This window comes from Steroidobacteraceae bacterium, assembly GCA_041395505.1.
GTDB lineage: Bacteria > Pseudomonadota > Gammaproteobacteria > Steroidobacterales > Steroidobacteraceae > JAWLAG01.
Window position 1 is genome coordinate 2,493,566 of the sequence record JAWLAG010000001.1, and the last position, 23,202, is coordinate 2,516,767.

General features: G+C 61.7%; 20 protein-coding genes. 8 read left to right on the plus strand and 12 right to left on the minus strand.

Features of this window, described 5'->3' with window-relative positions; all coding sequences use genetic code 11:
• Positions 1-78 precede the first annotated feature (78 nt).
• Positions 79-891: a methyltransferase domain-containing protein gene (locus R3E77_11665; protein ID MEZ5500069.1), complete on the plus strand. Its 813-nt coding sequence runs from the start codon at positions 79-81 to the stop codon at positions 889-891.
• Here the strand turns inward: R3E77_11665 and R3E77_11670 are convergent.
• Positions 888-2,096, minus strand: coding sequence for an MFS transporter (locus tag R3E77_11670; protein MEZ5500070.1), 1,209 nt, complete (start codon positions 2,094-2,096; stop codon positions 888-890). The two genes, R3E77_11665 and R3E77_11670, sit on opposite strands and share 4 nt — an antisense overlap.
• Positions 2,097-2,341: 245 nt before the next feature.
• On the opposite strand from R3E77_11670, the gene R3E77_11675 reads away from it, so the two are divergent.
• The 5 genes from R3E77_11675 (at position 2,342) to R3E77_11695 (ending at position 6,923) form a co-directional block, all read left to right on the plus strand.
• The gene (locus R3E77_11675; protein MEZ5500071.1) at positions 2,342-3,346 is read left to right on the plus strand and encodes a PHB depolymerase family esterase; all 1,005 of its coding nucleotides are present in this window, start codon (positions 2,342-2,344) and stop codon (positions 3,344-3,346) included.
• Positions 3,347-3,421: 75 nt separating this feature from the next.
• Complete coding sequence (locus R3E77_11680; protein MEZ5500072.1) at positions 3,422-3,751, plus strand: hypothetical protein; 330 nt, start codon at positions 3,422-3,424, stop codon at positions 3,749-3,751.
• Positions 3,752-3,813: 62 nt separating this feature from the next.
• Positions 3,814-5,208, plus strand: a complete 1,395-nt coding sequence (locus R3E77_11685) for a TonB-dependent receptor (protein ID MEZ5500073.1) — start codon at positions 3,814-3,816, stop codon at positions 5,206-5,208.
• Between the two features lie 9 nt (positions 5,209-5,217).
• Positions 5,218-6,123, plus strand: coding sequence for a zinc ABC transporter substrate-binding protein (locus tag R3E77_11690; protein ID MEZ5500074.1), 906 nt, complete (start codon positions 5,218-5,220; stop codon positions 6,121-6,123).
• Positions 6,120-6,923, plus strand: coding sequence for a metal ABC transporter permease (locus R3E77_11695; protein MEZ5500075.1), 804 nt, complete (start codon positions 6,120-6,122; stop codon positions 6,921-6,923). The genes R3E77_11690 and R3E77_11695 overlap by 4 nt, the downstream gene beginning before the upstream one ends.
• Here R3E77_11695 and R3E77_11700 read toward each other — a convergent pair.
• From R3E77_11700 to R3E77_11750, 11 genes are all read right to left on the minus strand, one after another.
• A complete protein-coding gene (locus tag R3E77_11700; GenBank protein MEZ5500076.1) occupies positions 6,917-7,708 on the minus strand; it encodes an SDR family oxidoreductase in 792 nt (263 codons plus the stop codon). The genes R3E77_11695 and R3E77_11700 overlap by 7 nt on opposite strands.
• 61 nt (positions 7,709-7,769) lie before the next feature.
• Entirely contained in the window at positions 7,770-9,215 is a 1,446-nt protein-coding gene (locus tag R3E77_11705) for an aminotransferase class V-fold PLP-dependent enzyme (protein MEZ5500077.1), read from the minus strand.
• A gap of 13 nt (positions 9,216-9,228) precedes the next feature.
• Positions 9,229-10,608, minus strand: coding sequence for a M20/M25/M40 family metallo-hydrolase (locus tag R3E77_11710; protein ID MEZ5500078.1), 1,380 nt, complete (start codon positions 10,606-10,608; stop codon positions 9,229-9,231).
• 80 nt (positions 10,609-10,688) lie between these two features.
• Positions 10,689-11,366, minus strand: coding sequence for a hypothetical protein (locus R3E77_11715; protein ID MEZ5500079.1), 678 nt, complete (start codon positions 11,364-11,366; stop codon positions 10,689-10,691).
• Between the two features lie 103 nt (positions 11,367-11,469).
• Positions 11,470-11,853: a GFA family protein gene (locus R3E77_11720; protein MEZ5500080.1), complete on the minus strand. Its 384-nt coding sequence runs from the start codon at positions 11,851-11,853 to the stop codon at positions 11,470-11,472.
• Positions 11,850-12,587, minus strand: coding sequence for a dienelactone hydrolase family protein (locus R3E77_11725; GenBank protein ID MEZ5500081.1), 738 nt, complete (start codon positions 12,585-12,587; stop codon positions 11,850-11,852). Before R3E77_11725 ends, R3E77_11720 begins: the two co-directional genes overlap by 4 nt.
• A 130-nt stretch (positions 12,588-12,717) precedes the next feature.
• On the minus strand, positions 12,718-15,513 hold the full coding sequence (locus R3E77_11730) for a M4 family metallopeptidase (GenBank protein ID MEZ5500082.1): 2,796 nt from the start codon (positions 15,511-15,513) through the stop codon (positions 12,718-12,720).
• Positions 15,514-15,577: 64 nt separating this feature from the next.
• Positions 15,578-16,621 carry a succinylglutamate desuccinylase/aspartoacylase family protein gene (locus R3E77_11735; GenBank protein ID MEZ5500083.1) on the minus strand — a complete coding sequence of 348 codons (1,044 nt, stop codon included), beginning with the start codon at positions 16,619-16,621 and terminating at the stop codon, positions 15,578-15,580.
• A gap of 12 nt (positions 16,622-16,633) precedes the next feature.
• On the minus strand, positions 16,634-18,064 hold the full coding sequence (locus R3E77_11740) for a hypothetical protein (GenBank protein MEZ5500084.1): 1,431 nt from the start codon (positions 18,062-18,064) through the stop codon (positions 16,634-16,636).
• Positions 18,065-18,208: 144 nt separating this feature from the next.
• The gene (locus tag R3E77_11745) at positions 18,209-19,069 is read right to left on the minus strand and encodes an NAD(P)H-binding protein (GenBank protein MEZ5500085.1); all 861 of its coding nucleotides are present in this window, start codon (positions 19,067-19,069) and stop codon (positions 18,209-18,211) included.
• Between the two features lie 609 nt (positions 19,070-19,678).
• Complete coding sequence (locus R3E77_11750; protein ID MEZ5500086.1) at positions 19,679-21,175, minus strand: hypothetical protein; 1,497 nt, start codon at positions 21,173-21,175, stop codon at positions 19,679-19,681.
• 227 nt (positions 21,176-21,402) lie between these two features.
• On the opposite strand from R3E77_11750, the gene R3E77_11755 reads away from it, so the two are divergent.
• Entirely contained in the window at positions 21,403-21,702 is a 300-nt protein-coding gene (locus R3E77_11755) for a hypothetical protein (protein ID MEZ5500087.1), read from the plus strand.
• A 142-nt stretch (positions 21,703-21,844) separates the two neighbouring features.
• Positions 21,845-23,179: an MATE family efflux transporter gene (locus R3E77_11760; GenBank protein ID MEZ5500088.1), complete on the plus strand. Its 1,335-nt coding sequence runs from the start codon at positions 21,845-21,847 to the stop codon at positions 23,177-23,179.
• The last annotated feature ends 23 nt before the right edge of the window (positions 23,180-23,202 follow it).

The following is a 23,202-nucleotide window of genomic DNA, read 5'->3' on the forward strand; positions in this document are numbered from 1 at the left end:
CACGGCACCGGCCGTGCATCGGAATCTGACACCCATAGTGGTTGGCGAGCCCATTATCGCCCTTGGCGGGAGAGCGGCATGGCGGAAAAAGACTACGCGCTCGGCACGCATGATGCCGAAATTGCACGTCTTGGTTTGCAACACAGGGTCTGGCGCTCACGTACCCTCGCGGCCTGGCACGAGGCGGGTTTTACGGTTGGCCAGAGCCTACTCGACCTTGGTTGCGGGCCAGGTTACGCGACGCTCGACCTGGCAGAAATCGTAGGCCCCGACGGCATGGTCATTGCCGTCGAGCGCTCGCAGCGCTTCCTCGATGCCCTGCAAAAAGCAGCGAGCACGCGCGGACTTGGCAACATCCGGATGATCGAGCAGGATGTCACCGAACTCGACCTGGGTCATGCGACGCTCGATGGTGCCTGGTGCCGCTGGCTGTTGTCCTTCGTTCACGATCCGCAAACCGTCGTTCGGCATCTGCGCACAGGACTCAAAAGGGGCGCCGCCGCCGTCTTCTTCGAGTATGTCAACTACCGCAGCTGGCGCTTTGGACCGCATCTCGCTGCGCACGAGCAGTTCGTCGCCGCGGTCGAGCAACACTGGCGCGCGGAGGGCGGTGAGCCCGATATCGGACTCGCCCTGCCCGCGTTGCTCGCCCATAATGGATTTCAGGTGGAGCGGTTGCGAGCTCATGTGGAAGCCGTGCGTCCCGGCGACTATTTCTGGGAATGGCCGAAGACCTTCCTGCGCGTTGGCGCCGAGCACATGGTCGAACGCGGGCGACTCGATGCAACCGTTGCCCGTCAACTTGACGATGCGCTCGCGGCCGCGGAGTCGGACCCAGGGGCATTCGTGCTGACGCCCGTCGTGCTCGAGGTAATCGCGCGGGCCGTCTAGCCGTCATCGTGGTTGCGGCCGCGTACCATCAACAAACCCGTCATCGCAAGCAGGGCGAAGCTGCCGCCGGCAACAAATGCTGCTGGTGCGCCGAATTTCGCCCAAAGCGCACCCGCAATGGCACTCGCCAGCAGCACCGCCGCAGCGCCGATGAAATTGAATACACCGAAGGCCGTGCCGCGCAAGTCGGCCGGAGCGTGATCGGCGATCAACTTGGCAAAGAGCCCCTGGGTCATTGCCATATGCAGGCCCCAAAGCGCCGCCCCGAGAAGTGCAACCCAGGTCGCTGACGCCGCTGCCAGCACCATGTCGGCGATGACCAGCACGCCCAGGCCGGCGGCGAGAAGAGTACTCGGGCGCATGCGGTCAGCCCAGGCTCCTGCCAGCCAGGCGAAACCGGCATAGGCCAGGTTCATGACGACCAGCACAGCGGGAACGTACGCGAGCGCAATACCAAGACCTTGCACGCGCAATACCAGAAATGCCTCACTGAAGCGCGCCAGCGTGAATACACCGCCGAGCGCCGCGACGCGCCAGAATTTCGCGGGCAACCGAAGCATCGCGGCGCCGCTGACCGGTGCGCCAGTCGCCGCACGCTGCGAAGTCGCCCGTGGTTCGTGCACGGCGAACAACAACACTCCGACCGCAATCCATGCAGGCAGGGTGGCGAGCCAGAGTACGCTGCGAAATTCGCCCGCCAGCCATACCATGAGCGCTATGGCGAATAATGGTCCAAGGAATGCGCCAACGCTGTCCAGGGATTGACGCAGGCCGAATGCCGCACCGCGCAAGTGTGCGGGCGTGAGGTCGGCTACGAGCGCATCGCGCGGCGCACCGCGTATGCCCTTGCCGATTCGATCGATGAAACGGGCCGCGAATACCGTGCCTACCGTAGTCGCGAGCGGGAAGATTGGTTTGCTGAGCGCAGCAAGCGCATAACCTGCCAGTGCAACCGCCTTGCGTCGGCGCAGCCGATCGCTGAGGGCACCGGAGAAGACCCGCACAAGTGCCGCCACCGATTCTGCTGCGCCTTCGATCAGACCGACGCTCACGAGCGATGCACCCAGCGTGACCGTCAGATAGACTGGCAGCAGGCTGTGGATCAGTTCGGAGGAGACATCCATGCACAGCGAAACCGCACCGAGCGCCCAGACACCGCGCGGCAATGTCCGCGCCCGACGGTACGCGGGCTCCAGTTGGAACATGCAGTTGGCAACCAATTCGCTGCACGGCACAGCCAGTTACCATTGTCGCGCGATTTGTCAGCATGCGGCATGATTTCTTGCTGCCATCGTCAAACGGGTGACCGCGTAGCGCTCCTGCCCGCAGGTCACCAACGACCGTGACCTGCATCACATCCCCGCAGGCGCATTGCACCAGGACGGGCTTGAAGTCGCAGACGATTGCGCGGCGTTAGCTTAGTTTCACGCTCGTGCACCCAGGAGGACTCATGGCGCCGGTTTCGAATCGAAGTCTAGTTTGTTTCATCACCTCACTGGTCGTTCTTTTTGCTGGCGACGCCGTCTACGCCCAGTCGACGGGCGCCCCCATCCTGCTCGAACGCGCGCCGCTGCGATCGGCTACCAATGTCGATACCGGATTCGCGAAAGTGACTCTGACGATTGCCGGCCATAATCGCGTGTTCTATCTGCACCGCCCTGCTCCACTGCCGCCGGCGCCCATGCCCCTGGTGCTGGTGTTCCACGGCGGCGCGGGCAATGGCGCGCAGATTGCCAAAATGACGGGCATGGACCGGGCAGCGAACCTGCACGGCTTTGCCGCCGCTTATCCGGAAACGGACCAACACTGGCAGGACGGTCGGGAGACAACCGGCCTTGGCGCGGCCGACATCGACTTCGTGCGCGCCATCATCGACTGGTCCATCAAGACGCAGGGGATCGATCGCAGCCGGATTTTCGCCACAGGCATCAGCAACGGTGGGATATTCACGCTGCGCCTCGCATGCGAGATGAGCCGTGAGATCGCAGGTTTCGCTGCAGTGGCCGGCTCGATGGGCTCGATGCTCGCACCCCGTTGCCGGCCGCAGCGCGCGGTGCCCCTCATGCTGATCCATGGCGATAAGGACGAGTGGGTACGTTGGCAGGGCGGCGCCGTCAAGCAGCTCGCTGGCGGCGGCGCCGGCGGCGACGTAATCCCCGTACCGCAGACGCTCGATTTCTGGCGCGGCATCAACCACTGTGCCGCCAAAGCACCGACAATCGAGAAAATCAATCGCGACAGCCGTGACGGTACGCGCGTCGAAATCCACCGTTACGGCAACTGCGAGAAACCCACCGAGCTCGTGCTGATCAAAGGCGGCGGCCACACCTGGCCGGGCGCGGACAACGGTAATTCGCGGCTATTGCGCCGACTGGTGGGCCGCACCAGCCAGGACATCAACGCCACCGAAACGATACTGGCGTTCTTTGAAAATTCCGGGCGCTACATCCGTTAACCGCCACGAACTATTGCCCGCGTCTTTTGTCGAAGTATACTGGGGCCCACTGTTCGGCCCCGGCGCGAGGCAGGCTTGCTGACGACTCGGCAGCATCTCAAGATCAAGGCGATTCTGCTCGCATTGGTGCTCGTCACTGCGCAGGCGTCTGCGCTGGCGCATACGTATACGCACCTGCGCAGCGGCACGCAGACCTCAACAGAACCCAGCCTGCCCGATCGCCAACTCTGCGGCGACTGCCTCACCGGCAACGCCCTGTTGGGCGCAGCCCCGCCGCCCGCGGATATCACGATCGCCCTGACGCCGCTGCGCTCGACGTATGCACGGCGCGAGACAGCGACCCGTCCCGTCCAACCTGTCTTCAGTTTTCAGGCACGCGCGCCACCACTGCTTCCCGTCGTTTGACTGACTGACCGACTGGCCAAGGGCCAGGCGGTGACCATTGCATCCGATTTGGGAGCCATTCCATGACGATCATGCCGAGCGCATCGATGCGCACCGCAGTGGCGCTTTTGATGGCGCTTGTTACAACCGTTTCTACCACTGCCGAAGCGGCACAGGATGAGGCCGCGAGCTTGCGCGCAGAGCTCGACGCCGTTCGCAGCGAATACACGTCGCGGCTTGCGGCGCTGGAACAACGCATCCTGCAGCTGGAACAGGCCGCCGCAACCGCACCACCGGACTCAGGCGCACCTGCTCCGGTCGCAGCGCAGGCGACGGCCAGCGCCTTCAACCCGGCGACGTCGGTCATTCTGACCGGCAATTACGCAGCCCTGTCAGCCGATCCAGCAAGTTATGCGATCGCGGGTTTCATTCCATCTGGAGGCGAGACTGGGCCGCCCGAGCGAGGATTCAATCTGGCCGAATCGGAACTGACCCTCGCGGCCAATGTTGACCCTTACCTTTATGCCAATCTGACCGCAGCGATTGGCGCAGACAACGAGATTGGCGTCGAGGAAGCCTATCTGCGCAGCCTTGCACTGCCGGCCGGCTTTGGTATCAAGGCGGGGCGATTCTTCTCTGCGCTCGGGTATCTGAACGAAGTGCATGCGCACGCCTGGGACTTCGTTGATCAGCCGCTCGTCTATCAGGCTCTGCTCGCCGGCCAGCGAAGCCAGGACGGTGTCCAGTTGAAGTGGATTGCGCCCTCGGATTTGTTCATCGAAATCGGCGCCGAGCTCGGCAATGGCGCTGCCTTCCCCGGAACACGCCGCAATCGAAATGGCGTAAACGACACGACGCTGTTTGCACATGTGGGTGGCGACATCAGGGATTCCATCAGCTGGCAATCGGGTCTGTCGTGGGCCGACCTGCGCACGCAGGATCGTCAATTTGCAGACGTTGATCTGGCCGGCGATTCCGTTCTCAATGCCTTCACGGGGCGGTCCCGACTGGCGGCAGTCGATGCCGTATTCAAATGGTCACCCGTCGCAGGCAACACGAGTCGACAAGTCAAACTTCAGGCCGAGTACCTGCAACGGCGCGAGAGCGGCACGCTGACCTACGACATCGGTGGCTTGGCGCTGCCTGGCGACTATGCAAGCCGTCAGAGTGGCTGGTACCTGCAAGCTGTCTACCAGTTCAAGCCGCGCTGGCGCGCGGGCCTGCGCTACGACGCGCTCGATTCGGGCACGACGCGCCTGGAACTGGTAGATAGCGGTCAGTTGGCGCTTGCGGATTTTCCGGCATTGCTCGCCGCCTCCCCCGTCCGGTACACGTTGATGCTCGATTGGAATCCGAGCGAGTTTTCACGCCTGCGCGCGCAATTCGCTCTCGATGAGGCGCGAGCGAGCGAGCGAGACCGTCAGCTATTACTGCAATACATCCTCAGCATCGGCGCCCACGGCGCCCACAAATTCTAGGAAACCGACATGAGAAAGATACTTCGCACGGCGCTCATCGCACTATTTGTCGTCGGGACACACTCCGCCTCGGCCGCGGTCAAGATCCTCGCGACCACGACGGATTGGGCGGCACTTGCCAGGGAGATCGGCGGCGACCAAGTCGACATCTACACAGCGACCTCGGCATTGCAGGACGTTCACCGCGTCGAAGCCAAACCCAGCCTGATCGCCCGGGCGCGTTCGGCCGATCTCGTGTTCGCAACCGGCGCTCAGCTCGAGATAGGCTGGCTCCCCGTATTGCTTCAGGAATCGGGCAACGCGCGCATTCAGCCCGGCCAGCCGGGCTACTTCGAGGCCGCATCGCAAGTGGCACTTCTTGAAAAACCCAGCGCTGTCGATCGCGCCATGGGCGATATACACCCTCAGGGCAATCCGCACCTGCAGCTCGATCCGCGCAATATCGCCGCAATTGCGCGTGCACTTTCTGCGCGCCTGGCCGCGATCGACTCGGCCAATGCAGGTCTGTACGCGACTCGCGGCGATGATTTTGCGAAGCGCTGGCAGAGCGCAATGGCGCGCTGGCAAGACTCCGCCGCAAGATTGAAGGGCGTACCAGTGGTGGTCATCCACCGCGATCAGGTCTACTTGTGCCACTGGCTGGGTCTCGAGGAGGTCGCTGCGATCGAGCCCAAGCCGGGGGTGCCACCAAGCGCCGGCTACCTCGCACAGCTGGTCGCGCGACTCAAATCATCGCCGCCGCGGATGATCCTGCGCAGCGCCTACAGCGACGGCAAATCGGCAGAATGGCTCGCCGGAAAAATTGGCGTACCGGTCGTACTCCTGCCCTTCTCCGTCGGCGGCACCAAGGAGGCCGACAACCTCTTTGCATTGTTCGACGACACAATCAACCGCTTGCTGGGAGCCGCCAAATGAACCTGCTCGATCTGCAGAATCTGACCATCCTCATTCCGGCGCTGGTTGCAGGGTTCCTGGTACTTCTCTCCCACGTGCCGCTCGGCCAGGAAGTGCTGCGCAGGGGCATCATTTTCATCGATCTCGCGATTGCCCAGGTCGTGGGTCTCGGTGTCATCGCAAGCCATACCCTGGGCATCGAGCCCGAGGGCTGGGCAGCGCAATTTGCGGCCATGACCGCCGCCTTGCTCGGCGCGTTGCTCCTGACCTGGACCGAACGCAAGACGCCTGAATTACAGGAAGCCCTTATCGGCGTTCTGTTCGTGCTCGCGGCCACCGCACAAATTCTCCTCCTCGCGAGCGATCCCCATGGGAGTGAGGACCTGAAGGACCTGCTGGCAGGGCAGATACTATGGGTCTCGAGCGAACATTTGACTCGCGCCAGTGTTTTGACTGCCCTGTTCCTGATCGTCTGGTTTCGCTGGCGCGAACATCTCGGTCGAGTCGGCTTCTATGTGGCGTTCGCCCTCATGGTCACGGTGTCCGTGCAACTCGTCGGTGTCTATCTGGTCTTTACCACGCTGATCGTACCGGCCATCGCGACCTCGCGCACAACGCCTAAACGCCGTCTGGTCGCGGGCTATGCCATGAGCGCTCTCGGCTATCTGGTTGGCCTCGGGCTATCGGCAGTCTACGACCTGCCGTCGGGCCCGGTAGTCGTTGTCACACTCGCGATCTTCGGCATTGCGGCCTATGCAGTCATGCGCCCCGTGGCGCAGATCCAGGCCACACCGGCGGGAGCTGGCACACACCACTACTGACTGGTGTAGCCGCCATCGACCACGAGTTCGGAACCTGTCATGAATCGTGACTGCTCCGAAGCCAGGAATACGATCGCGTCGGCGATTTCCTCGGGTTTTGCCATCTGGCCGATCGGATGCGCGCGGTCGATCGCTGCACGCGCCTCCTCGGGCGAGGGTGCAAAGCCAACCTCCCCCAACTCCTTCAGGCACTGCGCCGCAAAAGCGGTATCGACGCTGCCCGGATGGATGGAATTTACGCGGATGCGCAATTTCAGGGCAGCCAGTTCCAGTGCAAGGGCCTTGCTGAACATGCGCACCGCGCCTTTGGTCGCGCAATAGGCGGTCTGAAACGGGACGCCAATCAGCCCGCAGATCGAGGACATGTTGATGATGCTCGCGTGCTGGTCATTCGCCAACGCCCAGGCATGCATGTCGCGCGCCAATACCTTTGCGCCGAGGAACATCCCCTTCATATTGACGCGAAAAAGGCGATCCCAGTCCTCGCCCGTCGTCGCAAAGATGTCCTTGACGACGTCGATTCCCGCGTTGTTGACCAGTATCGCGGGCTGTTGTCCCATCGCCGCCAGCACATCTCGCAACCGGTGCCAGGATTGCTCGTCCGAGACATCGAGCGGTTGAAAACTGACCGCCAGATTCTCCGACTGGCAGTCCGACGCAAAGCGCGCGCCAGCCTCAGTCGCAATATCTGCACAAACGACTGCCCTGCCCGTCCTGGCAAGAGCGCGACAGGTCGCCGCACCAATGCCGCCGGCGCCACCCGTAACAACCGCAATGCCTGCCACCGTCGCCTACCTCCCGTTGCCCGAATTTTCGAATACTGCCACGAATCGAGTCGGAGTCGCTCTAATGCCGCCCGGCCGGTGGCGCGCCGTCGGCGTCACCGGCCGGCGCAATCCGGCGCCAGGCCGCAAGAATCGAATTGGCAAGAATCTCCATGTGCGCAATCTCCGTCTCGCCCGAAACCACGGAGACCCGCATGATACGTAGCCCTTTCCAGCTCGCCGGCCCCACGTAGGACCGATTCTCGCGCTGGATTGCCTCGATGACCGCGTCCGTGAGGCGTGCCTGCTCGGACTCCGGTGCGCCAACTGCGAATGCGATTGCCAGTTGATTGAGGACGACGTCATTCAGGATTTTGATGCCTGATTCTACAGCGAGCCTGTCGCGCAAATACCCCGCGCAACGACAATGGTGCATTACCAGTTCGGCGAGGCCGTCACGCCCCAGGGTCTGCAGCATCGTCCAGACAGTGAATCCGCGCGCCCGGCGCGACAATTCGAGCACCAGACTGGAAGGGTTGTAGGCGCCCTCGGGTGGTTGATCGAGATAGCTCGCCGCAATCTGCAATGATTCCTGCTGCGCCTTGGTGTCGCGAACGATTGCGAACGCGCAATCGTAGGGAACCTGCAGCCACTTGTGCCCATCGACCGACCAGGAATCGGCGAGTTCGGCGCCGCGGCACTGTGATTTGAGTGCGGGTGCCGCGCGCGCCCATAGCCCGAAAGCACCATCGATATGCAGCCAGGCTGCGTGCGCTCGAGCGAGCTCGGCAATGCTCTCGAGTGGATCGCAGGCACCCGAATTGATATGTCCGGCTTGCGCCACGACGATCTTGGGTCCGCGGCGATCCGCAAGCTGTTGCGCGAGATGTGCGGCGATCATCCGCCCCTGGTCATCGACGGCAACCCGCAGCAGGTTGCACTCACCAAAACCCAGGTAGCGCAGTGCGGCAAAGATTGTCGAATGGGCCTCCTCACCAAGCAACACCGTGACCGCGGGCGCCCCGAACATGCCACGCTCGCGCAAATTCCAACCCGCGGCCGCGAGCACGCGATCGCGCGCGACGAGCAAGCAGGTGAGCCCCGCCGTGGTTGCGCCGGTGGCAAAGCCGATGAGGCTTTGCCGAGGCAGGTCGAGAAGATCCAGTATCCAGCGACCCGCCACGATTTCGGCCACTGCGGCCGCGGGCGACGTACGGTAGAGGCCGGCATTCTGGCCCCAGGCCGAGGTCAGCCAGTCCGCCGCCACGCCCGACGGATGCGATGCGCCTTGCACCCAACCGAAGAAATTCGGACCTGCATTGGCCATGAGACCGGGCTCTGCGGCGCGAATCAAATCCCTGACGACCTCCTCTGCGCTACGTCGCTGTTGCGGCAGGGGCAAGTCAAATGCCGCCTCGAGCTCGGCAAACTCAACGGCTGGTCGCGGCGCCCGCTGCGCGATGCGCGCGCGATAATCGAGCGCCGAGCTTCTCGCCAGCTCGAGCGCCGCAACCAGATCGCGGTTCAAAGCTGCGATTCCGTCATCGCGACAACAGTGTCAGCAGCTTGTGCCAATGATCGAGTGCAAACGGCACGGCATCGACGGGGACGCGTTCATTGAGTCCATGGGCAAAATTGTCCGATGATTTCATGAAGATTCCGGAGACTCCATAACTCGCGATACCCTCGCGACGAAAGAACACGCTGTCGGTCGTTCCGGGCGACATGCTGGGAATGATGGCGAGTTTGCGCTGCCGCAGGTCGACCGCGGCCCGCACGGCCTTCAGCAACCTGGCATCGAGCGGCGATACTTCGCTTTTTGGAAATTCGGCTGGCAGGCTGACATCGCCCGCATCACCGACGAGTTCCTGCAGTTTCCTGCGGATCGCCTCGGGTGCATTACCAGGAAATATCCGGCAATTGATGTTGGCGACCACCCGCTGCGGCAGGGCATTTTCCGCATGGCCTCCATTGATCATGGTCGGCACGCAGGTCGTGCGTATCTGGCCCACATACTCGGGGCGGGAACTCAATTCGGCCACGGCGGCCGCATCGTCGGGATCGGCCGCAAATCGAGCCATCGCCGCACCCAGCTCGCCGGGGACCTGCCGTGCCGTTTCGCGAAAATACGCTTGCGTGAGTTCGCTTCGCTCAGCCGGAAACTGGAAGGCCGCAACCCGCGACAGTGCGCCGGCCATATCGACGATGGCATTGTGCGCAGTTGGCCGGCTGGAATGTCCGCCGGGATTGGTTACAGTGACCTTGAAATCCGCATAGGTCTTCTCGCCCGCCTGCAAGCTGTAATAGAGTGGCTGGCCATCGTCGCCAAGCGTCCCGCCGCCGGCATCGGCATTAAGCACGAATCGCGCACCCTTGAAGCGTGGCGCAATGGCCGCAGCAGTGGCCTGTGTCGTCTCTTCGTCGCCGGTCAATACCAGAATCAGATCGTGCGCCGGAACGAAATGTTCATTCTTGAGAGTGATGAGTGTCGTCACCAGCATCGTCAATCCGAATTTGTTGTCGAGGACGCCGCGACCATAGAAGTACTGACCGTCCGTTTCCATCACGAATGGGTTGCGTATCCAGTCCTTGGGGTCTGCCTCCACAACATCCATGTGGGCATTGAGCACAATGGGCGCAGTATGACTTCGCCCTCGCAGATAGGCCGTCAACGTCGCGGTCTCGCCAAAGGGTTCGACTTGCACGTCGCCCGGGGCAAAACCGGCTGCCAGCAGCTCATCGCGCAGATACGCCGCATAGGCTGGCACCTTGCCACGCCCGGCCACGGTATCGAAACCGACGGAGCGTCCAAGAATCTCGACTGCCTTGTCGACCGTTCCCTGCGCTGCGGCATGCGCGTGGACCGACCAACCGAGAAACCACAGCAGCACACCGAAAACCTGTACGACACGTTTGAACATGGGAATGGGTCCTGTTGCCTGTCTGCCAGGATGGCGGCGGATGAGCTTAGCAGGGACCCGTCGTTTCGCCCATCCGCCGCTCAGGGTGGTCTGGACACTGAGCCCGGCTGCGCGGGCTCGTCGCGGTCTGCCTTGCGCGAGGGCACACAGTCTGGGGTATCCGGAACCGAGCCCACGATCCGATCAGCCTTGTTCAGGTCATCGAACAAACGTCCGTTCGCCGGCGGCTTTGCATCGAGTTTGCATCCAAAGAAGCCGAGGCCCACGACGCAGCGGTCCTTGATGATCACATAGGGCAAACCGTGGTAGAGACCCGCCTTGCGTGGTTCAGGGTCCCACTCGAAGCTGCTCGCGCGTCGCTTGCACGGTTGATAAGGTGACACGGGCGTCGCACCAAAGCGCTGCGGTCCACGGTTGTCAGCCGTCAAAGCGCGCTCCCGCGCAAGATGCGCTTCTTCCGTCCAGTCAATCGGGGCATGCGACAGCGAAATGGTTGTCGACGTCGATGACGGCGGCGTTTGCGAGCGGTCGCGCGGCGCGGACGTTGCCACGGACCGGTTCGTGGCGTTGCGCGTGGGTTCGCGCGGGTTTTTCAATTGGCTCGTCGCGATGCGCTCTGTGTCGAGCCATTCGGTCACCACGATAGCAGACTCGCCGCGCATGGCAACCGGAAACATCCAGCGTTTCCAGAGCAGGATGCAGGCGCCATGCCCCGCCAGCACGATGATCGTGACCAACAACCGCGAGCGGTTGGACACGCCGGCATATTGTTGTTGTGTGCGTGCCAATGCGCATAGGACTTGCGGTTCGCGGATTGGTTCCCTCGCTCTGCGCGAATTCGAATGGCAAGAGCGCGGCGAGCTAGTCGAAGGAGCCGCGACCGCGCGGAAACTGCGCCTCCCAGTTGCGGCCATCGATCTGCCGCAACGTCATGCCGGTGATCGTGCCGGGATCCATGCAGTTCGCATTCACACTGATTCCATCGGGATGCGATCGCGGCACGTAGAACGACTTGATGCCGCAGGTCGAACAGAAAAGATGCCGGGCAGTGCGTGTATTGAACTGGTAGCTCGTGAGCCCATCGTCTCCCGACAACAGGCGAAACTGACTCGCTGGAACGATCAGATGACGATACCCGGAACACTGGCAGATCGAGCAGTTGCAGACATCGATCGTGAGATGCTCCGGAGCATCCACCTCGAAACGCACGCGTCCGCAATGGCAACCACCCTTGTGGGTTATCACGAACCGCCTCCGCCGTCATCGTTCGTACGCTGCAGATGCAACTCAAGAAATGACAACGCGAGAGACCAGCTTCGGCGGGTGGCCTCCGCATCGAAGCGAAATCCATCTAGACCGTAGCTGTCAATGGCCGGATTCGTGAACGAATGACCAACGCCGCCAAAGACATGCAACTCCCAGCGCGCACGGGCCGCTGTCATGCTACGCGCGAACTCCTCCCGATCGGCCTGTGGCGCAATCGGATCTAGATCGCCCATCATCATCAGGACGTTGGCGGTGATCGGGCCATCAGGGCTGCCGGCCGGTCGCTTGAGCCCCGGATGAAACCCAATGACACACTGCAGCGGATCCCCGTGGCGCGCGAGTTCGAGCACTGTAACACCGCCCAGGCAAAAACCGATCGCCGCCAATCGCGTCGAGTCAACGTGCTCCTGTGCCGCCAGCACCTCGAGCGCCGCATGAGCGCGTTGATACATGACGCCCGGAGTCGTCATGACCTCCGCCGACAGGCGGCGCGCGTCGTCCAATTCGAGATCGTGGCGGCCAAACAGGTCGAGGGCAAACGCTACGTAGCCCAGTGCCGCGAGCGCTGCGGCACGCTCCTTCGAGTGCGCGGTCAAACCCGGCGACTCGTGAGCCACGAGCACTCCGGCTGTCCGTCGACCCCCGGAGCCATCGGCAAGGAAACCCGTCAGGGCTCGATCGCCGGCCCGGTATTGAATCGGCAGCAATTGCATACGCGCCACCATAGCGCAACCACCATCCGCGCGAGAATGCCCAACCAAAAAAAAGGGGCGTCCAATTGGACGCCCCCACTCAACGATTCAAGGATCCTAACCTGTACTCAAAGTGGGCTCGGGTCCACAATTACCGGTCACGACACCAGAACACTTCGACATCGTCGACGTACCAGCCGACGTTGCCGCCGCAGCCATCGTTGCCGATATCGAAGCGCAGACGAATCTTGTCCTTCGCCTTGGCATAAGGCGACAGGTCGATGATCGTCTGGCCCCAGCTTCCTTCAACACTGCCGCCATCCGTGCCCGTAAAGGCCGGCTCTCCGGCAATCGGGTTGGTATTACCCTGGGCGGCGGTGAACAACGTCGCGTTGTAGGGGTTGTAGATAATGTCCGAGGCATTGATGATCTGCCAGGGACCGCGGTTGACACTGATCTTGATGTTGCCGCCATCCCAGCCCGCTTCTGTGGCTACCCAATGATCGAATGCGAGTCGCGGTGATTTCACCTTGTCTTCCAGCTCGATGGTCGGGCTGTCAAGATGCAGTACGGCTGTCTCGTCGCCACCGGGAGCACAGGTGCCGAATGTCGGATCCGCACCAAAGAACGCCTTGCCACGTCGGTCACCCGGCAATTGCGTCGCAATCACCCAGTCACGCCTGGTGAAGTCGACCGTGGTGCCGTCATGGCTCGCACGCCAGTCCGTATCACGCAGCTCGCGCGGATTGGCCTTGTTGACGTCCTGCAGGTAGATGCGCCGATAGCGCGTGCCCGCCGGACAAAGCGCCGGAGGCTCCTTGGCCAGCAATGGCTGGAAGCCGCACTGCACGGGCGGCGACCGCATTTCCACCGCCAGCATGGACTTGGCAACCTGTGCGCAGTCGTCTGCTGTAATCGACTCGCCCGATGGTGCGCCGGTCGTCAAGGAAGCGAGATTGACGCCCACCAGATCCGAACAGGATTGCTCGAGCGCGTCGGCATGGTCCGCGAAGTCGGTCGCCGGCCCTTGATACTGCGTCTTCGCACGGAAATAAACGTGCGCCGCCTTGGTCAGGCCAATACCGCGAATCGACTGGCCATTGTAATCACCGCCGTCGACCATCAGGGCATAGGCGTGGTTGTCGACGCCGGAGTTGTTGTGCACGCCGCCATTGTCGGCCGCGCTGCACGAATACTCGGGCGCCGATACCTTGCCCGGGTTGCCATAGCACGCGGGGGTCCACATGTCGCGCAGTGCGCCTTCGAGACCAACGGCCGTATCGTCTTCGCCGACCAGCCAACGTACCGAGTTGTCGGTACCAACACCGAGCTCGATCGTTGCCGATGCAGGCAGACCGCCCTTGATCCTGGCGCCATCCTCGTAGGTGACTTCGACACTCGCGATCGCCGTGCTGGCACCAAGATTCAGAAGGCCGGCGGGAGGCGCGACGAAGATGATGCCCGTCGCACCCGCGGCCAGCGCGTTGGCCGCGCGCGTCCCTGACCCGCATTCATTGCCACCTGCTGCGTTCAAGGTCCAATCAACGATGGCAATGCTGCCCGCTACGCCGGTCACAGCCGTACAGGCGCCAGCAGGACTTGCCAGGGCCATCGGCGTTGGTCCGACAGTGAACGGTCGCGGCGGTTCGTTGACCGACGCGCGCGCGTAGTAGCTACCGGCCGCGCTGCCACCGGAGATTGTCAGTGTCGGTGGCGGCGTGCCGCCGAACACCGTGCAGGCATCCGCACTGCGCGCGTTGTCCGGTGTATCCGTGCCGCGCCCGTTGAGGCGATCGATCGTCTCGCCAAAAATATCCGACGATGCCTCGTTCAGTGCGCCAGGCTGCCAAGCATAAATAAGACCATCCGTATATTCCGTATAGGCATGGCTCCATTCGTGCCCGGTCACGTCGTCACTGGTCATGCCTGGGCAAAACGAAATGAAAATGCCGTTCCACGAGGCATTGGGACAGGCATAGCCACGGTTGAATATCGAGTCCATGGTCGCGCCAGCGCCGTCGAAGGAATCGCGGCCGAATCCACGGAAATAAAAATCGTAGGTATCCTTCGAAGCGGCGATCATGTTGTCCGCTTCCGCAACGCCGGTCGGTAAGGCCTGGCCCTCCACCCAGAACGGGGTTCCAGGATAGGTGGGCGGCACGAACGGCAGGTTCTGGCCATCGTAGGCACGACGGTTCATGGCATCGGGCGTGCCTGTCAACTGCTCGATCACCTTGCCGCTATGCGCATCGACATAGACGAATTCGCGCACATTGTCGCCATTGCCAACCTCGACCTCATAAGCGAGATGATTGGCGCCGTCGACGCCCTTTGCGAGGCCCTCGCGGTAGATCAAAAGGCGACTGTTGCGCGCCGAAAGATCCTTGGCCCGTGTCGGTCCTGCAACGAATTTGACGGCGGCAGCCGATGCTTGTGCTGCGCTACGCGATGGTGCCGAAGAGACATCGATGTCAGGCACCATCGTACCTGTCACTGCGACGACCTCGCCATTCGCGTCAAGGTGCGTCTTCAGAACTGCACCGAACACGGGCAAGCCCGCGTACTCCTGCGTGTAGGTCAGGTGGGCAAGGCCCAGGTCGTCCCGGTAGGCGCGACGCAGCTTGAGTTCCGCCGCACCAGTGCGCAGACCGAGCGCGCTCGCGTGACTCGATATGAACGCGCTGGAGTTGTTGCGCAGTGTCTGGTCACTCGTCGCAGTGCGCGCCCCCGAGGGTGCGCGTGCAGCAGCCGCGGAACGCGGCCGGCGCATGAATCGCACCGTGCCGGTCGCGGGACTGACGCTGACTTCCGTACCAGCCTTTTCGGCCGCAAGACTGCGTATCGCGTCGGGATTTCGAACGGGCGCGGCCGATTCAGCATAGGCCGTGGCACCGATCAAAAGGAAAGCCAGAGCGGGAACCGCCCGTCGAGACAAAGTCCGATCCATGACACTCCCCTAAGAGTTTGGAATTTGGCGCGTATTCTGCTCCCGATTCATGACAGATGTGCAACTACTTTACAGTGCCCGCTCCCATTGGTCCCCGCCGACTCGGGTTTTTCCTCCGTGTCGCCGGGTGCATCAGGTAGCCCAGGCAGTCCTGGCGGACCGCACGATGATCACGTGTCAGCATGCCGGGAGTCACTGGCTGGCGCAAAACGATATCCCTGCCCTGCAGGGCCAGATAGTCGCTTGTCAAATCGGTATCGTATTCGTCGAGCAAACGGATTGGCAGCGCATCACCCTCGCACCGGCCCAGAATCTCTCCGGCCTGCAGATCTCGAAAATTCAGGCTATCGAGATCCGAACGGAACACAGCTTCCGTCGCACCGTCACCAAACGAAAAACTGACTTCCGGATCGATGACCATTCGTCCCGCAGTTTCGAACAGGGAGAAATCCGAAGCACTGATGTCGAGGGGCGGAATTCGGCGAACCGCCATCACTCGCTGCAAATATTCGAGCACATGCGAAGCGCCGTCGGTATCAGTACTCAAGCCGCACTCGAGTGCCAGGGCGGGACAGAATTGGCCGAAGGCCATCGATTGCGTCGTAAGTGGAGTTCGCGTGCTCACCGCAATCGGCGCGAACCATCGTGCGAGCTCCAGGTGTGGCGGCTGCGGAACATTGATACAGCCATAATGCGGATTGCGGCCGGTGTTGTTGTGAATATCCACACTTGCGTAGGGCTGGGCGTTGCGCGCAATGCGCGTGACTTCGGCCGCGATCGCGTGAAAACCCGTGCCGCCGCCCGACCAGATCCGGTTGAAATCGGGTTGGCCCCCGAGCAGGCGCTCACCCGCCGCAGCGGCTTCGACATTGCCCACGAAAATCAACAGCTCACGCGGCGGCCGGGCGATGGCAAAGCGACGCGCCAGCGCTTGCAGGACGGCGAAACTCGTCGTCTCGTTGCCATGCAGCAACGTCGAAACGAACAAAGGCGGACCCTCCTCGCCGGCGACGCTGATGAGTGTCGGGTTCGGCAGGGCACTCTGGATATCGTGCAATTCGATTTCCGCAAGACGCGCTGGGATGGCACGCAGTTGATCAAGTCTCATGCAAACACGCGCTCAAATCGTCCAGGTGTGTACGGGCACGCCGGAGCGCTGCCAATGGACATAGCGCTCAGTCAGAGCCTGAAAACTCGCTGCCTGGGTGTGCCTGAAAGCGCGCTGCCAGGTACTGCCAGTGCGGCCGGACAGGATACGAGGCAGCAGAATATCGTCGAAGTAATAGTCAAGATCAGATCTGGCAATATCGCGTCGCGCCAATGCCTCGCGGGCCGCCGGCAGAAGAAAGCCGTGCAGCAGCTGCTGCACTCGAGTTGTGCTGCCACGCCAGATGACCTCTGCCTCGAGGCCGAACCTTGCGCAACGATAAAAATTCTGCCGCGCCTGCTCGAATGTGGCCAATTGCTCTGCGGGAGTCTCGTCATCGGCGATCGCAAGAGTCAGACCGCAACAAAACGCCACATTCGCCATGGTATCGTCCACCGACGGCCCGGCCGGCATGACACGATGCTCGATACGCAAATGTGCCTGGCCATCGGCGCCATATCCGATGATCGGCCTGTTCCAGCGCCATATAGTGCCGTTGTGCAGGCGCAAATGACCGAGTCTGTCGCAATTCTCATCGAGCGAGGGCAACAACGCCGGGTATGCGAGGTTTTCCAGGAACAGCTCGAACATGGACTTGCGCAGATATCCGCTGCCAAGCGTCACACGCAGTACCTCGTTGCCGTGTGCATCACGAAATCCATGCGCCGCGGTGGCTTGCTCGAAGGCGGGAATGCGGGTCTCAGCCCAGAGCGATCGGCCGTACAGGAACGGTGAATTGGTGGCCGCCGCTAGCAGCGGCGCAGCGCCAAGTATTGCAGCATTGTAGCAATCGACAGCGTCGTCCTGATTGACCTGCAGATGAACCTGCAGTGACGTACAGGCCGCCTCCAGCATGATGTGATTGCAATGAAGATCAAGTATATCGTCACCCTCGATTCGCACATGCAATGGCTTTTCGCCGCGCAGCCGCATGAGCTCCTGACCCAACGCGCGGTAGCGCGCGGAATCTGACATCCAGTCCGGCTGCAGCATGTCATCGCGGATCGTCGGCAGCGTGCCGATCGCAACTGGCAAAATGGAAAGTTGCCTCGCGGTGCTGTCGCACTGTGTCCAAAGACTGCGCAACTCATCATGCATGCCCGTGAGGCAACGCCCCTGCAGGACCTGCGGCGCGACATTGAGTTCGAAGTTGAATCGTGACAATTCAGGAACCACCCGCTCATCACCGCAGGCCGCGATGAACGACGCGTTCTGTGGTGTCGGCATGTGATCCGCATCGACCAACCAGGCCTCAAGCTCGATGCCGACGCTGTGGTTCGAATCGGCCGCGAAACGGCGCTCGTCAAACCAGCGCTTCAGGTGTTTCGTCTCGTCGCGCAGACGCTCGCGGAACACCGTGTGATGGCGGACCGTGAACGCTTCCTCAATTACCTCCTGACCCAAATGCGCGACCCCCGATGGTCACTGGAAAAGAATCGAACCCAGCAGAGCAAATCTGTCTCGACATTGCAACTTCAGTGCAATCCCCGGCCACTGCAGGGCAATGAGTATGCCCCGAATTGCGCGAACCGACCGACCGGGGAATGCTCAACGAATAACTGGAGTGGGATCACGACCCAGAAGCTCGGGCAAGCGATTGATCCGCGGCACGTTGTCCCGGCGCAGCAGCTCCCAATGACCGAAAGAGAATGGTGTCAGTCGGAGCAAGTCACAAACGTGTGCGGCCAACCTCGCCGCGATGCCAGGTATGGGAATCGCAATGGACCGGCGCCTCGAATAACGCCGGCGCAAGCCACGGATATACTGCTCGAAAATGAAAGACTGTGTTCCGCCGAGCTCGAATATGCGTGAGTCGGCGAGTCCCAGTTCGGTGTCCGATGCGAGACACAATTGCGCGAGCGCTAATCCGGCGTCACCGGCCATTAGCGCCGCAATCCGACCTCGCGCATCGGCCGGCACCGCGAAAATTGGCAGGCGCGCGACGCCGCGGAGCCAGGCAGCACCGTAGCCGCCATCGCCATCCAGAAGCGACGGACGCACGATTATCCAATTGGCCGCAAAAGACTGGATCGCCTGTTCGCCATTCCTTTTGGAGGTGAGAAATCCGCTGCGATCTCGCGAACCGAGGCCGAGCGCCGAGACATGCACGAACCGGGTCCTGCTGCCAGTACAAGCCTCGGCAATGGCAGAAGGTGCCTGGTGATGAATGCGATCATAGGTTGCGTCGCGAACAGGCCGAAGTATCCCGACGCAGTTCAGGATTACGTCGAACTCGGCTACAAGTTCGCACCAATCCGAAGCGCGAAGTCTTTCTTCAAGTCGAATCGGCATTTCGCCGTTGATCCCTTGACCCAACCGTGCAGTGCGCGTGCCAATCGTGACCGGGACGCCACGAGTATTGAGAGCGGCAACCGCGTGTCGGCCGATGAACCCATGGCCGCCCAGCACGAGAATTCGTGGCAAGGAATTCAACTGCCCCCTGTCGTCGGCAAGCGCCGCGCCTCTACCATGATCGTCACGGTAGCCGCCCGATCAATGTCAGCAGCTAGCGGTCGTCGCGCGGAGTCGAGCCGAATTTGATAATACGGCGAGTCTTGTGGAAATCGCGCAAGAAATCTTTCCAGCTTGGTCCGAATGGCGGGCTTATCGTCAACAGTTACATCGGCACGGTAAGCGTGGGGCTTCCCCGCAATTGTCAGTATGACTTCGGCGCCATCCTGCAGATTTCGCCACCACTGGTTGGTCCTTGCTGTGAAGCAGCGAACGGTGTCGGCATCCCTCATGTATCGCACAGGCGTCGTATACATGCGGCCGCTGCGCCGACCGCGAAAAGTCACCAACATCAGATTCGATGACCAAAGCGGGTGAAACGGCGAACGCAACAACCAACGCACGAGAGGGTTGATTACCTTGAAAGCGGAGTCAGGAAAGCGCGGCGGCATGCACGATACGGGAAATCAGGTCGCAAATTTCAGCCGGCCATGTTCTGCGCTGCCAGAGGAGATTGCAAGGCAATGCGGCCGTGCCGACGAAGCGTGCGGGGAGCAACAGACAATACTATTGCGGCGAAACCTGCGACCAGTGACCGTCCCAGCTGTCGAGATCGTAGCGGTTCGTGACCGGGAATCCCGGCGGCCGGCGCTGCTCAAAACGCGGGTCGTAGCGAACTTTCATCGCGTAGCGTGGCTCACTGACCGAAACCGTACCCGCGCTCAGACTACCGAATATCGATAGTGTCGAAGAACTGCGTGTATATGGCCGGCGCACAACGAAGCGTTGCCGGGCATAGACCGCAGCATCGACCATCAAATCGCCAGGTCCGGTCACGTCCGGGTCGGCGATATGTACGTCGCGGTCCGAGGCCAGGCCGAGGAAATCGTCGCTCGGTTCGCCTCGGCGCACGTTGCGGGCGTATACCGTATCGCCGGTGATCTCTATCTCATCACGTGAAAACACCAGCACCCGGCCGCGTACCCGGCCACGTACACGTAGCTTCACACCCGGTTTCGCCATGAGAAAGAGCGGCGTGTCGCCGACGGTCTCGCGCTGTTCCGGCACGTCATTGGCAAAATCCTGCCAACCGTAGCTGCCATCCGAGTAGAACACGATCTGGGTATCGCGATCAAAAACGCGTTGCCGCGACTCACTTGAGTTGCGATTCGAACCGTCACCTGGAAGTTCGAGTTTCGGCAATGGAATCGGTGCGGCGCGCAATCTGATGCCGTCTGGAAAAAGATCGGCGACCCGACTGCCCAAACCTTGCCGTGTAACGACGTACTGCCGGGCGGCGCTCGAAACCGAACCATGGAAGCGCGGTCCGACCCCGTTGATCCAACCGAGTTGTATGGGTGAATTGCTGTGGAAGCGTCCGAAGAACTCGTCATCATGCAACTGCATGGTCTCGTCCCACTCGTCGACAAGATGGGTGAAATTCGAGAACGCCAGTCGCTTCATCTGCATGCGCGTTTCAAGCATCTGACCGGCGACGTCGGTCGTTACAATGACGGTAACGCGTTCCAGATCCATGAGCTCGGTCGCTGGCGGGCGTTCAAGACGTACCGTGTACCGCCGGCCATCGCGCCGCCACGTCACGGGTTGCGCGGGATTGGCCCGGTTCCCCCATTTACGGACGATCTCGCGGGACTTCTCGATGAGCATGTTCTTTTCCGTCTCCGCCACAGCCGTAGTCTGCGACGCAGAATCCGCCGAGGTGAATTCAGCTACTGCGGTCGTGGTGAGAGCATCGCTTTCAGTAGCGACAGCTGAGGCGGGCGCCGGCCCGGTATCGATCGCCGGGTCGGAAGTTGGCATTGATTCGTCCGCAACCAACGGTTCCGTCATTGGCGCGACCGCCGCCGGCGGGGCTGTGGACGTGACAGGCATCGACTCACCGACCTCCGCCATGGGAGCCGCGCGGGGCTGCGGCTCGGCCGTCGATGCAGAAGATCGAACATCGGCCACCTCGTTGTGATCGATGCTCTCCTCGCCCGGGGCCTCCAGCCACAAACGCAAATCGATGGGAACGGTCGCGTCAGCCGTCAACGATGTCGGCACGCGCCATAATGCAATCAATGAGGCATGCAGAAGCAGCGACACGGCAACCGCGCGCTTTATGATGCGACGATCGTTGGCTCCCATCTCCGACATGGCCTGTAAGTTCCGACGGGATCTTGGCCGGACGCTAGCACCGCTGTACACCGCTGTCGAGGTACGAACTGCCCGGCGCTTGACGGAATGCCGCAAACGTTCGACGATGGCCTTCCATTGCAGGAGGACGTCTCATGGCAACTGGAACTTTGGGAAAGTCGTTGCTGCTCGCGGCCTGTGCCGTGCTGACAACATCGGCCGCGATCTCCGGCGAGCCGCAGGGCTATGGGGAGACTCGATTTGTCGGTGAAGTCAGTCTCATACCCAGGAATTACATGGGGTTATGGCGTATAGCTTCACGTCAGATTACGTCTGATGCGCTTACCGAAATCATCGCCATGCGCGGGCCCATCATCGTCGGTGCCTGTGTGCAGGTCGATATGCGCCGCGAAAAAGTAATCAAGATCGAGACCCTGCGCCAGGACGAGTGCTGAGCCCCGGCCCATTTCGATTCTGACCGGCCCGCCCACGGCTAGGCCCACGCCGCGCCTGGCATTGGCGCCCGCCAAAGCCGGCGCTGGCATACAATGCGCGGCGTCCAGCCTCCTTCTGCGCGCTCGCGCATAACGAAGAACCATGAAAGACCTCACCAAGGGACCGATCGGGGCCAATATTCTGGCCATGGCGATACCGATACTCGCCGGCATGTTGCTGCAGACTCTCTATTACATAGTTGATTTGTTCTTCGTCTCGCGCCTGGGCGATGCGGCGATCGCGGGAGTGAGCGCCGCTGGCAACGTGATGTTGATCATTTTCGCCATGACCCAGACCCTCGGCGTCGGGGTCGTGGCGTTGGTGTCACAGGCTGTCGGTCGAGGGGACAAGGCCGAAGCGAATCTGGTGTTCAACCAGTCGCTGGCCATTGCGGCCTTTTGCGCCGCCATGACCCTGATCTTCGGTATTGGCGGTTCGCGCCTGTACATGAATGCGATGGGCGCGGACCTCGCGACTGCACGCGCCGGCACGGAATACCTCTACTGGTTCGTGCCGGGTCTCGCGCTGCAATTCGCCATGGTGTCGATGGGATCGGCGCTGCGCGGCACGGGCATTGTCAAACCAACCATGGTCGTGCAGGCGGCAACCGTCCTCATGAACGTCATATTGGCGCCTGTTCTCATCGCTGGCTGGGGAACCGGGCACGCCCTCGGTGTCGCTGGCGCAGGCCTCGCGAGTTCGATCGCCATCGGCACGGGCGTCCTGCTGCTCACCGCGTACTTCATCAAGCTTGAAAAGTACGTTTCCCTGCAGCGCGCATTATGGGCACCGCGATTCGCTACCTGGGGCCGCATTCTGCGCGTCGGTTTGCCAGCGGGCGGCGAATTCGCGTTCATGTTCATCTATTTCGTTCTTATCTACATTGTAACCCGTCAGTTCGGCACCGAGGCCCAGGCGGGTTTCGGCATAGGTTCGCGCGTGATGCAATCCATTTTCCTGCCCGCCATGGCCATCGCATTCGCGGTCGCGCCTGTGGTCGGCCAGAATTTCGGCGGAGGACATTTCTCGCGAGTTCGCCAGGCGTTCCGCGCCGCCGCCGCGATGAGTTCCGTCGTCATGCTGGCGCTGACCCTCGTATGCCAGATTCACCCGGATTGGTTCATACGGATTTTCTCGACAGAGCCGGATGTCGTCGCGGTGGGCACGCTGTTCTTGCAGGTTATTGCCTGGAACTTCGTCGGCTCAGGGATTGTCTTTACGTGCTCGAGTACATTTCAGGGTCTTGGCAATACACTGCCCTCGCTCGCAAGCAGCGCATCACGCATGTTGACCTTCGCCTTGCCGCTGTGGTGGCTGGCGCGCCAGCCGTGGTTTGAGTTGCGCCATCTGTGGTATCTGTCGATTGCCAGTCTCGCACTGCAGGCCTTGTTGAGCCTCATGCTGGTACGACGCGAATTCCGACTGCGCCTTGCCTGAGGCAGGCCCGCCGTATCGAACGG